Annotated in this window: 7 protein-coding genes; 1 reads left to right on the forward strand and 6 read right to left on the reverse strand. The window is 39.7% G+C overall.

Going from position 1 to position 13,336, the window contains the following annotated elements; all coding sequences use genetic code 11:
- Positions 1–25: 25 nt before the first annotated feature.
- Positions 26–1,789 carry a RagB/SusD family nutrient uptake outer membrane protein gene (locus EJF25_RS02295; protein WP_125039850.1) on the reverse strand — a complete coding sequence of 588 codons (1,764 nt, stop codon included), beginning with the start codon at positions 1,787–1,789 and terminating at the stop codon, positions 26–28.
- A gap of 12 nt (positions 1,790–1,801) precedes the next feature.
- Positions 1,802–4,978 (reverse strand): SusC/RagA family TonB-linked outer membrane protein, encoded by a 3,177-nt coding sequence (locus tag EJF25_RS02300; protein WP_125039851.1) that lies wholly within the window; start codon positions 4,976–4,978, stop codon positions 1,802–1,804.
- A gap of 722 nt (positions 4,979–5,700) precedes the next feature.
- Between EJF25_RS02300 and EJF25_RS02305 the strand changes: the two genes are divergently transcribed.
- Positions 5,701–6,789: a hypothetical protein gene (locus EJF25_RS02305; RefSeq protein ID WP_125039852.1), complete on the forward strand. Its 1,089-nt coding sequence runs from the start codon at positions 5,701–5,703 to the stop codon at positions 6,787–6,789.
- A 158-nt stretch (positions 6,790–6,947) separates the two neighbouring features.
- On the opposite strand, the gene EJF25_RS02310 is transcribed toward EJF25_RS02305, so the two are convergent.
- The 4 genes from EJF25_RS02310 to EJF25_RS02325 all read right to left on the reverse strand — a co-directional run bounded on the left by EJF25_RS02310 (position 6,948) and on the right by EJF25_RS02325 (position 13,104).
- A complete protein-coding gene (locus EJF25_RS02310; RefSeq protein ID WP_125039853.1) occupies positions 6,948–7,517 on the reverse strand; it encodes a YdeI/OmpD-associated family protein in 570 nt (189 codons plus the stop codon).
- A gap of 254 nt (positions 7,518–7,771) precedes the next feature.
- Entirely contained in the window at positions 7,772–9,460 is a 1,689-nt protein-coding gene (locus tag EJF25_RS02315) for a TonB-dependent receptor (RefSeq protein ID WP_125039854.1), read from the reverse strand.
- 13 nt (positions 9,461–9,473) lie between these two features.
- Positions 9,474–12,485 carry a tetratricopeptide repeat protein gene (locus EJF25_RS02320; RefSeq protein ID WP_125039855.1) on the reverse strand — a complete coding sequence of 1,004 codons (3,012 nt, stop codon included), beginning with the start codon at positions 12,483–12,485 and terminating at the stop codon, positions 9,474–9,476.
- 100 nt (positions 12,486–12,585) lie between these two features.
- Positions 12,586–13,104: an NUDIX hydrolase gene (locus tag EJF25_RS02325; RefSeq protein ID WP_125039920.1), complete on the reverse strand. Its 519-nt coding sequence runs from the start codon at positions 13,102–13,104 to the stop codon at positions 12,586–12,588.
- Positions 13,105–13,336: the final 232 nt, after the last annotated feature.

The following is a 13,336-nucleotide window of genomic DNA, read 5'->3' on the forward strand; positions in this document are numbered from 1 at the left end:
GTTCGATTGATATTAGTTAAGATATTTACCAACCCGGATTTTGGGTCATTCCATATTTCTTGTTGATTTCATTCTGAGGAATTGGAGCCAGATACCATTTGGTATCCCAATTGGTCTTCCAATAACGATCTCCCAATACTACTTTTTCAAAAGTGAATGCAGTAGGATTATGCAGGTCATTGCCTCTACTTCTCAGTCCATACAATGTTTTCTTGAAATCACTTTGACGGTCTCTGCGTACAAGGTCGAACCAACGCACTTCTTCGAATCCTAATTCCAGTGCTCTTTCTTTTAAGACAGCTTCCAGGAACTGGTCATGGTTCATTGTTTTGGGGAGTGCAGAAAGTCCTACTCTGGCCCGTACATCATTGACCATTTTGTAAGCTTCATCGTTTGGACGACCATTCACTTCATTCAGTACTTCCGCATATCCCAACATGATTTCCGACAGGCGGGTATGTGCCCACTGTACCGGACTATTGCGATCATTGTTTTCCTGCAGGATATATTTCATGATCAGGAATCCGCTACCGTCTTTGTAATCTTCATGGTTGATATAAACAGGAGCAGTGGTACCGGTACAATATTTATCTCCCGGGCAGGCTACGTTTTCATACAAACGCGGGTCACGGGTTGGTACCATCTCCTCATTTGTATAAGTAAAGAATGGCTGTTTAGACGGATTTGTCCAGTCGAAGTCTTCTGGAAAATCAGAACCGTCTTCCCACGGGAACATATCTACATAGTTCAGAGTAGGACCGGTATAGTAACGTTGATTAATATAATCGGAATGGGTACTTACATCATAACCTTTGCGTGTAGAAATCAGAATTTCTGTTCCGCCCCGGTTGTAATATGCCTTACGGTATGCCAAACGTCTTGCCCGATGAGTATCTTCAGTAGGCTGGATCAGTTCGTATCCATGCTGCTTTTTGATTTCATTGAAGAAGGCCTCGCCTGCCGCTGCTGCATCTTTCCAACGTTGGTCGCTGTAATTACCGTAACAAGTGTATTCATCCGCTTTCGAATTCCATTTTGTGTTGGAATTGAATGTCGGACTTGCTGCCCATTGCAATACCTTGAATTTTAATGCCATGGCTCCTGCTTTCGTCATTCGACCGTCATTCTGGTCATCTTGTTTCCATTTTAGGTTTGAATTAATAGCTTCATCGAGTAAGTCTACGATATTTTTTACCGTTTGCTCGAAGGTGATTCGTGGAAACTCCATTTTCTCATTTACATCTATTGCATGGTCCAACCAGGGTACACCACCTATATATCTCATCATTTCGAAATAAGAAAGAGCGATCAATGTTTTGGCCTCAGCGATGCGTTCGTTCTTTTCATCGTCGGTCATGTCGGGTACTTTGGCTACATTTTCAATAAACAGCCATGCGTAACGGATGGTGGTCCAGTCGGATTTTCCTGCATATAGATAGGCTGCACTTTTAGGAACATTATTTGCACTCAGTGCTCCGTTATAATATAGTTTCATGGGACCATCGCTGATGTTATCACGAAAACTCTGACACAAATCAGTGATTGATTCGAGGATATTACCTCCCAGTTTGAAGTCCCCACCAGTAGGCAATCCGTATGGTACACCGGCATAAGCTTTCGTCAGTACTTTTTCAGCGTTTATTTTCGAAGAAAACATTTCTTCGGTGGTGGCTCCGGAGCTTTCAGGTTGGTTGCCTAGGAAATTATCCCCAAAGCTGATTTCAGAACAAGAGGATGCTATCAGTATATAACTAAACGCAATTCCAAGTCCTTTTATTATGCTATTCATAAGTTGTCTTTTTTAGAAGTTAAGATTTAAACCGAAACTATAAGTCTTGATAAGTGGATAATCTCCGAATCGGTCAGGATTACTTTCCGGATCAAGATACTTAAGTGGTGAGAAGGTTAGTAAATTGTAACCACTGAAATTCAGACCAAGTGAACTAATTCCTAATTTTTTCAGGAATTTCTTTCCGGTTATGGTATATCCGAAGTTCAAACTCTTTAAACGGAGGTAAGAAGCATCTACTAGCCATAAGGTTGAAGGTTCAGAGTTCCAGCTTTCCGATTCTTCCGACGGACGCGGATAAACAGCTCCCAGTTGATTTTCCGGAGTCCAGCAACCATCATAGAAATAAGTCAGCAAACCACGTTTTCCGGCATTGGTGAATGGAATCCGGTATTCGATATCATACATACGGCTAACATTTGTTGAGCCAACCCATTGCATGGATAAACTGAAGCCTTTCCAGTCGAATCCCATATTCATACCAAATGTATATTCCGGACGGGTAGCATAGCCCGACACACATTTGTCATTACCATCTACAATTCCGTCTCCATTAAGGTCGGCATACATTGCATCACCCGGATACACTTTTTGGTAAGGTTGGGGGAGATTGGGATTCAATGTCAGTTCTCCGTTTGCACCTTCGATGAAATCGCTATACTGGTAGAGTCTCAAGTATTTATACACGTCAGTCTGTCGTCCGGTTGAACCACCCGTTTGATTCATGTAACTGAATTGCTTGGGAACTTCATCCATGTTAATGATTTTGTTACGTGCGAATGACATGTTTGCATTAGCGAAATAACTGAAGTCTTTTCCGATTCTATCATTCCAACCAATAGAGATTTCATAACCATGATTGTTTACCTGACCAATATTCAGATTAGGTAAAGAAGTTGCAATAATACCCGGAGTGGACAATGGAGAAATCAGAATACCTGTACGGTGCTCTATAAAGTAATCGAATGTAGCAGATAAACGGCTGTCTAAGAGTTTGATGTCGATACCGTAATTCTGCTTTTCGGCTGTTTCCCACGTAACTGCCGGATTACCTATGGAGGAAATGCCGGAAGCTGATTGTGAATAGGCATTATCTACACCGAAACTGTAGCTACCTGATCCTCCCCATACGGCAGGCATATACATAAAGCGGGAATCTACCCCTTTATCATTACCGACACGTCCCCAAGAAGCTCTGAGCTTTAAGTAATCAATCACCTTTTGGTTCTCCATAAATTTCTCGGCAGTTGCTATCCAGCCTGCGGAGAATGATGGGAAAACACCGAAACGGGTACTGCCCGGAGCGAAGTTTTCCGAACCGTTGTAGCCAACATTTACGTCAAGCAAGTATTTACTTTGATAAGCATAAGTAGCACGTCCAACCAGTCCTACATAACTACGGGGAATATAGGTATAGCTGTCAGGATAATAATTTCGTGATTGGTTATAAAGGAACAGACCGGATACTCTGTGATCGCCGAATGTACGGTCATAGTTGATACGTCCTTCTAGATACCAATTCTGTCCACGTCCACTACTTTCTGAATAGTTCAGCGGAGTGTCGCTTCCATTGGGTACATAGATATATGTCTTATCATAATCCGGGTCGGTCTGTGGCATGGAACCATTTGTGTCAAAATAAGACTTGTAGTATACAGTCTGTGATTCTATGGCACCTCCGGTACGTACTTTGTTTAACGTGAATTTATTGTCGTAAGCCCCTTTTACAGCTACACTCAAGCCTGGAGTTACAAAATCCAATTTCTGTGTGATATCCAGGTCCAGATTTAAATTCGTATCATAATTCTGATTATAACCTTGTCCGTAAAATACGAACATACCATCACGCATTACTTCTCCCAGAGGAACCATATCTTTGGGAACTAACGTACGTACTCCGTTGATAAATCCCGGTCCAGCGAACGGATGTGACCAGATCTGTGCAATCACCCAAGGATTCTGATCCTCTCCGGTACCGGATACAACACTACGTGGCTCTTGTATCTTACCTAAAATACCACTAATACCAAGTTTCATTAGTGTAGTCTTGGTCAGGTTGGCGTCGATATTAGCACGATAATTATATCGGTTGTAACGGTAGTTGTTATCATACATCTGTCCGGGAAGTTCCTTTAAAAGACCGTTCTGGTATGTATAGCCTAATGAAATGTAATACTTTACATTTTCGCTACCACCGGATATATTAAGGTTATTCTGGCTTTGAAGGTAGAGATTATTAAAGATATACTTTTTCCAGTCCATACTCGGATACATAATCGGGTCCGACCCAGTACGATAGGCTTCTACTTGTTCCGGTGTAAAATAGAGTTTAGGATTAGTTACATGATCCATTTCCTGTTTTATATTCCAGAAACGGGCGAATTCGTAACTTCCGGTTTGTTCAACTAACGAAATAGGTTGTTGTAAACCTAGTTTGGTGCTGACAGAGATTTGTGTTTTGCCGGCTTTACCTCTTTTGGTGGTAACTAATACTACACCATTAGCACCTCGTACACCAAATACAGCGGTTGAAGAGGCATCCTTTAATATAGAGATGGTCTCAATTTCGTTCGGGTCGATCTGTGAAAAATCACGTTCGATTCCATCTACGAGAATCAATGGCTTAGCCTGTGAGTCATTTAATGTACCGGCTCCACGTACATAAATAGTAGCAGCGTCTTTACCAGGCTGTCCGGTAGTCTGTACTGAAGATACACCGGGCAAAGCTCCTGCTAATACATTAGTAATACTAATAGCCGGGGATTTGATCAACTCCTTGTTGTCAATGGAAGAGACTGCACTGGTAAGCATTTTTTTGTCTTGGTTACCATAGGCAATCGCAACAACTTCTACTTCACCAAGGCTTTGCGCGTCTTCTTTTAAACTAACGTTAATGATTTGTTTGCTTCCGACTACGATCTCTTGGGTTACATATCCCATAAAAGAGATGACCAATACGGATTCTTTGCTTGGAACGACGATTGAGTAGTTACCGTCAAAATCTGTGATTGTCCCGATAGTAGTGCCCTTCACGGCCACATTTGCTCCGGGAACGGCTTCTTTAAGTGCTTCGTCCACTACTGTACCTTTAATAGTAATCCCTTCCGGTGGAAGTGCATACATTATTAAAGGTATGAATGAAAGAAACGTAATAAGAAAGCAGATTCTTAATTTGAGCGCGTTTCTCATACTTTTTAATTTGTAGGTTAATAATATATTTAGTTCTGTCAATGAATGACCTTCGTTTTGTTCTAAAGATTATGCTTCCAGATCATGCTTCCATGTATAAAAGCCTGACATTTTTGTTCTCTTTTTATGCAAAGTTAGCCGGTACCCATAAATCTGACGTGCAATATTCGCTATATTAGGTGTAAAAATAGCTAGAAACGCTATCTATAGCGATTGATGAGCCTTCTCTTTAATTTTGTGGACAGGACGGAAAATGATAGAATTTACTACCTATAAAAACAGTTTTTTCTCTGAATAATCCTTTATCCGAGGGAAAAATGAGATGAAAACATAAAGGATATTAATTGACTAATCTATTTTCCCGATGAGATTTTCTTTTGTCTTTTCAAGGGACTATGTTGGTAATATTCCAGGCAGTTTCTGGATCTATTTTATTGAAATAGGAGGAAGAACTGAATAAAATAATAGATTGCATAGATTAAGATACGTTTATTCTATGTACATTTGTTTCGTTAGTACTCCAGTTTTCGTTCCGCTGTAGTGAAACGATAGCTCTTTTTAGTAGAACTATAACTCTTGAAAAAGTGTGAGGTAGGATGCTCGGTTGTTTATATGAAAATAGAGTAAGGTTGTTGTAAAAGTATGTCTTTCAATAAACTCATTTTTATGATAGGCGGAAACAGTTGGAATCTAAATAAGATATACATAAATTAAATACAGATATGAAAAATAATTGGAAAGGATGGTTTGTGTTTTCTGCCATTCTACCTTTCTTTTCTTGGACGAATGCAGGTAATGTATGCGAAGGTGCTGTTTCGCAACCGCTGGATACGATCGAATATCGAATATTTGTTGCAGTGGATAAAGCTGGGGTAGAGCATTGGGGCGGTAAAGAAGCATATCAGGCAAAGCTGAATACTTTCTTTGAACAGGTGAACGATTTTTGGAATAAGGCGGGGGGCGGACGTTTTAATTTTTATTTCCGTTATGTGCCCGATTTACAGGTCGTTTATGATTGCTCTTCCCGGCAGTTGGAAAATGTATACAATCGAAGTGCAGGTTTCCCTAACCATGATGTCTTATTGATCATTGATTCTGTACTTGACTTTGATGATGAAGAAAAAGCACAAGGCTGGTATTGTGGAGGTGCTGCAGACGACTTGACTATGGTGGTTTGCCGTAGCCGTAGTAAGACCGAGCATGAAGACTTGTTTGGTATCGATTATTTTTGTAGGGGAGTAGCGCATGAATTCGGTCACTATCGCGGAGTAACAGATCTATATGCTGACAGAATTCAGGCAAAAAAGAATCCGGTAAATCAACTTCAATACGAGCCGGACTCGTGTGTGATGAACAATCATTATAATACTTATAAATGGAGTTCGTATGCAATTAATATCATTAACCATACTGCAAAGTCAAAACGACCGAGACGTGATTTTTCCGGACTTTTCAAACAGATGTTTCCTGAGAATATTTTAGTATCTGTTAAAGTGAATGGTAAAAAGAAGAAAGGAGTGAAGCTCAACTTATATGGAGCTCGCGCACAGTTTAATGATCTGGTTCCAACTCCTTATCGTACTTATAAAGTGAATAAAAAAGGAGAATATTTGATAACAGGCGTTCCCGATTTGTATGATAATCCTGTAAAACCTTTGCATACAGACGAATTACCTTATAATCGCTGGTTTAGTTTCTTGCTTGAAGCAGAATACAAAGGTGAAAAGAAATATGTGTGGCTTCCTGAATACGAAGTACAACAAACTTTCTTTGAAAATAAGGATACTTATCAGGTAACGATTGATTTCTAGTAGATTGTTCGGAAAGTAGTAATCTTCTAAACATATCATAGGGACTTTATACTAAGCTCTGGATTTATCTTTTGCTTCATCCGAGTAATAAAGGTCAATAGTTAATTTCAACCTGCTTACAGGCAGGATGCAAGTTAGGCGTTGGCATTTTCTTTTGATTAATAGTATTTTTCAATTCCGCCAAATCCTGTAATTGCTTTATTTTCTTTCGTTTTGCTGATAAAGTGGTTTAACCGTTTCTCAAATTCTTCAGGGCGTATTCTTGCGGCTTCAATGTATGCAATTCGGATTCGTTTATAGGAGTCGGAAAATTGTTGATAGTTTCTCCATACTATTTCATCTTCTTTCAATTTCTCAATTATATCATTGGGAAAAATAAAAGGTATAGATAAAACATCTTGGATTTTATTCTCAAATTTTGGGTGTATCATTTTATTTTCCAGTAGCCATTTTAGTCTTTCTTTATTGGCTTGTGAGTAAGTGCTTTTAGGATTTCTCGGTGTGAAGCGCTGAATTCTATGTTCTTTGTTAAGTGGTTTTATCGTGCTGTCAATCCAATCAAAACAAAGGGCTTCTTCAACGGCATCATTATATAACATACTTTTTTTGCCTGATGACTTATCGGGAAATACAAACCATATTTCATTGGTACTGTTAAAGTTGTCCATTAGCCACTTTCTCCAATCTTCTCGATTTTCAAAATACTTGATTTTATTTTCTGTTATCATAACGAGTTATTCAAATTAATTGTTTTGTAGCTTTTACTTTTGTTATAAAACTACCATGCTATACGACGTCAGACATACAGAATCCGATAGCTTAATGGCTTATTTACAACAGCCAAAAATGAACTGCACCCTAAAAGTTAGACAAGAAACTTTTAGGATGCAGTTCACGATATTGTAACAAGGGCATTTCCTTCTTTAGAAATTTCTGAAACCTGAGTTTTATAGTATTTCTTTGTATCAGCTTTCAATATTGATTAGAAGCTGAAACTCAATCCACCAATGAAATTAAATCCTTCTGTAGGATAACCAAGGTAGTATTGATACTTCTTATTCATCAGGTTATTGATTCGTGCATAAACAGAAACTCCTTTGAATACATTATAGCTAGCTCCTGCATAAAGGTCACTGACCGCAGAAAGTGTTCCTAACTCTTTAACATCTTCGCGGCCGATATAATCATAACCGATATTGATACTCAATTCTTTCACTGGTTTGAAAGTCGCGTTGAAGTTAAATTCACATGCTGGTTTCAGCAATAGAGCATAATCTTCTTTAGTATCCCAGTTACGATAAGTACCCGATGCGGATAACGCAACGATGTCTTTATACTCATAGCTGATCTTCATTCCAGCGTAAAAGTTATGAGAATTAGTCATAGCCATGTTTAGGAACTGATAAGGCATTGGCTCACTGTCCGGACCTACATTATTATCTACTTCTTCACTCACTTGGTACAAATCATCTTTCAAATCCTGATAGCCACCATACAAATTAAACCATAACCCTGGATAAGGACTTGCTTTGAAACCTAAAGAGGCATTGAACTGTTCGTAAGTATCCTGAATTGCATTCACAGGAAGTGCGTATGGACAAAGTATTTCCAATCTCCGGAAGTCATTAACCAGTTTACCTCCGGTAGCTTGGGCATAAAGCACATAGCTCTCAGAGAAGATATATTGGGCAACTACATCAGGAGAAACGCGAAGAGTCTTTCCGCTACCAAAAGAGAAGTCTACATTAGCTCCAATACGTAAGTTCCAATTGTCACTGTGAAGTTTATAGTAAGGATTCAGGTCTAACGTAGTGCGGTCTTTATAAACAGGTATCTCGTTCAACTTAAGATCTTTGTTGTAGAAGATATTGCGCATATCCAATCCTATATTAATGCTTTGTTCATCGCTGATAGCACCACTAACTAATCCTTTCGTGCGGATCTGAGTTTCTCCCAATGTCTCGTTGAAGAACATAAGATTGTTATTCTGACGATTATACATCATGAAGTTAGTTTCAGCTTTGAACTGTACCGGATAAGTTTCATCGGTCGATTTTACACCTAAATGAAAATCAGCTTCCGTAAATTTCTGCTTGCCCGGTTCATTGGGAGCAAGGTTGAAGTTGCTGAGTCCGAAGTTTGCAGCGATGTTAAGATCAACATTGTTGAATTGATGGGTATAGTCCATGTTGGCACGTGTACGATAATAGTACGCTTTCCATTTCTCTTCTTGCGTTGGTATGGTTAGTTTGCCGTCCATCCCATCCATCTGGAAACGTAGATTCAGTTTATCTTTGTCTGAAATCTTAAATAAGTAATTGGCAAGTACATCCAGATTACCGTAATTACCATATCCGGCACGTACATATCCGAGTTTACTGCCGGGCTGGATTTCCGTTCCGGTGTAAGGACGCATCAAATCTGCCGGGATAGAACTTGCCGGCAGGAATCCGATTGCATATTCCACCTCTTTTTTAGAGATGGTCGGTTCTTCTACTTTGGGAAGGACGTTTACTTTGGAAGCGTCCATGATATCTGGATTATATTCTTGTTCTACAACTACAGTACGGTTCATAGTTGTATCTTTGGGCTGAGTATTCTGGGCTTGGAGTTCGAATGGTATTAAAGCTGCTAGAGTAAGTCCTCCTGCTATATAAAGAGATCGTTTCATATTCTTCAATCTTTTATTTATTAAGTTTCTGTAGTCTGCTTTCAATCATGCTCTCGATATCGTCATCGCCTTTATAATTCTGTTGTAAACTCAACAGATATTGGCGTGCATCTAGGTCTTTGCCCATAGCAACGTATACATCCGATAAAAGGACGAAACTACGTGCCAGCCAATAGGCGTGAGGCGTACTTTGTTCGATATAGCCGAGAAGTTCTTTTTCTGCTGCAGTATATTGATGGGTATCATAAAGTGATTGTGCAACCAAATATTTTGCTTCGGCACCATAAAGATTACGAGTATCCTTGGCTAATTCACGCAAATCGGCCAATGCTTTCATATCCGCTTTCTGCTTCAAATATGCTTTGCCACGATAATAAAGAGCCTCGTTTTTCAGTTCCGGGCTTAGTTTGGCTTCTGCCAACAGATTCGTAGCCGCCTGAATCGTTTCCACATCATCTCTCAAAGCATATGCACAACGTAAAATACCAGTCTCAGCGAGCTGACGACGTTCTATATTACTTGCCTTTTCTTTCAACATCTTGTAACTAGCCAGGGCCTCCTCCATCTGGAGTTTATTGAACTGCACTTCTGCACGCATTACCAATGCTTCTTCAGCATACGGATTATTAGGATATTCAAGCAGCTTGCCGGAATGTTCCAAAACCATATCATAATTCTTTTGCTCATTCCAGATCAGACAGAGATAGTAATGAGCATTCAGACTAAAGGCTCCTTCCGGGAAAGTTTGCAAATATTTCTCGAAACTGCTTTTTGCTTCCTCTGCCCGTCCTTTCATATAAATCTTTTCCGCAGCAACGTAAGTCAGAGAGTCCTGTTCGTTGGTATCGAAACGAATGTTACCAGGCATTGCATTGGCCAAAGCTGAGAACTCGTCGATACGGTTCATATCAACATAAATAGATTTCAAGTCAAGCATAGCAAGGCGTGCTTCTTCACTACCCGGATATTTCTCAACTACTTGTTTGTAGGCCGGGATTGCCTGATTGAAGTCTCCGTTCTGGTAATATAACAAGCCAATTTCTGCTGCCGCTTTTCTGCTGACAGGGCTTTCGGGATATCTATTTAATAATTCTTTGAAAGAGGTAATTGCCTGAGCATTGTTCTCCATAAACACATAGGAACGTCCTTTCTCATAAAAAGCATTCACTGCATAAGGTGAAGACGGGTACTTACCGATCAGACGATTTAAAAGAGTGATCTTGCCACTGTAGTCTTTCTGCAAACCGGAAACGAGAGCGAGTTGATAGAAAGAATAATCTCCGGAAGGAGAATTCAGTTGCTCTGCTTGTGAATAATAACGTTTAGCCTCTTCAAAGTCGCGTATATTCAAATGGCAGTCACCGATACGATTGTACGCATCTGCCAGAGCTGTAGTGTTTTCACCTTTTTCCAGCTGAATGTATTTCTGGAAATAATTGCTCGCTTGAGTATAGTCTTTCCGGTGGAAAGCGATGTAACCCAGGTTATAGTTGGCGAGCGCATACATTTCATTATTAGGTTGTGACGTCAGTTGCAGATAGGCGTTAAAGTCACGCGCTGCTTCAGTCATCCGATTCAGGCGATAATAGGATTCTCCGCACCAATAATAAGCGTCTGCTTTAGTTTGACGGTTGTATTGACCAAGATTGATTGATTGGTTCAGGTAGCTGAGGGCTTGTTCAAAGTTTGCATTAGCAAAGGCCTGTGTACCCAGTTGGAACAAAATCTTCTGTTTAGCTTCTAATATTTGTGTACTTGGATGTGCGATACGGTCGATAGATTTTAATGCAGCGTCATAGCTTCGGGTAGTCATATAGACTTCCACCAGATAACTGCTCACCTTTTCAGCATATGGTGATGTTGGGAACTCGTTCAGGAATTTCTCAAATGCAGTAACTGATTCGCCGAAAGCAGAGAAAGAGGTTTCGTGCAGACAAAGAGCATAATTGTAAGCTGCTAGTTCTTTTACCTGAATATCCGCATCAGAAGCAGCTGCCTGTTCGAAAGCCATACGGGCTTTGTTTTTTTCTGCTAATTGTAAGTAGGCAAGGCCCATATGCAGATTGGCATTTTGCGTCAGGGCATCGTTGGTGGTAGTTACTTTGCCTAGCGTTTCCACAGCTTTGGTATAGACTTTCGTTTGATAATAAGAGAGTCCTAACATATAAAGCGCATCACGTCGTGGAGCTGATTGATCTCTATCCAGATAATTATTGAATGCTTCTACTGCCTGTTGATATTGTCCGAAATGATAGTAAGCGTCTCCTAAAATGCGATACATTTCAGCAGCGTATTCGTTATTCGGATAAGCTGACAAATAGTTTTGTGCTACGATCTGTGCCTTATCATAGTTCTTTTTGATTGCATAAATTTCTGCAATATAATAAGGTACTAATGCTTTGTACTTCGGATCATCCTGCAAAGGGAGGAAGTCCTTTAATGCTTCATCGTAACGCCTTTGTGAATACCGGATATAAGCCAGATAATAACTGCAATCTTTTGCATATTTAGGACTGCTGGCACGTAAAGTTTCAAACCATATAGCTGCTTCCTTCAGATTATCCGTTTTCAGGTAACAAGTTGCCAACTGATAGGTACAATCATCACGTTCTGCATTGCTCAATAAATCAAGTCGTGCCGAGTTGAAAAGGGCCAAAGCTTCGTCATACTTTCCTTCATAAAAGTAGCAGGAAGCTATAAGCGCATAAATCCGGTTGGCATGTGGCGTATCAGGATAATGATCAAGATATCCACGCAACAGTTCGATACGGTTTTTGTCTTTCAGCTCATAGGCAGAGCTTACCAGCATATATTCAGCTTCTTGACGAAGGCTGGCTACTGTTTTTTGTTTTACGAAAGCTTTTAAGGCAGGTACGGCTGCCGCATAATTCTTTTCAAGGAAAAGCTCTTTTCCTTCTTTGTAAAGGTTGTCGGAAGAAGTAATCTGTTCACTCGTCTGAGCCAATCCTATGATTGGTGTGCAGCAGATGGCTGTACAAATAAGTCTGGTAATTTCTTTTTTCATAATTGGGTATTTATGCAAAGGTGCCATAATAATCATTAAACAAATGACGGTCACAAAGATAATGATAAAAATAAAATATGCCTGTATTTTAATGCTTTATCTATATTGATAAGAACTTTTTAAGCCCCTGACGGATAGAATCCAGTCCGAATTCCTCCGGATTGATCTTAGACAAAGGTACAAAAAAAGAGTCGGATACATCATCCATTGCAGAGAAGTATTCCGTATTTTCTACGGTGCAACGGAAAAACATATCCAAGGTGTGAACCGGGAAACCGGAATAAATATAGATGTTGGGCAGTGAAAATAGGTAAGTGGCTTCTTTTACTTTCAGGTTTGTTTCTTCCAAAACTTCTCGGGCAACGCCTTCTTCACCTGTTTCATTCATATCAATAAAACCACCCGGAAGATCCAGAGTTCCTTTCGCCGGCTCTTTGGCACGACGGCAGACCAATAACTCGTTATTATCATTCAGAATAAGTGCTACTGTCGCCGATGAGGGATTGAAATAGTAGACGAAGCCACAATCGACACATTTTTTCGATTTCTCATTGTGAATCTCAAAATGAGAAGAACCACATTCCGGGCAATATAGGAATTGTGAAAGAGGATGTTTCATCATTGTCTAAATAGTTTCTTGTATTAAGCCAACAAAAATACGCAGAATTAGTTATTAATGGGCATCACTTATATAACTTTAGTAAATGAAGTATGAAATGAACCGAATTTTGTTACATAGATAAGTATTCCCAGACGTATATTCCATCTTAATCATTCTGTCTTTACTAATTAGTTTCATCTATCAGTGCATAGATTTATTCGATTGGACTTTTTTTGCAAAAGCCCCCTTG

This window comes from Bacteroides faecalis (genome assembly GCF_003865075.1).
Lineage (GTDB): Bacteria > Bacteroidota > Bacteroidia > Bacteroidales > Bacteroidaceae > Bacteroides > Bacteroides faecalis.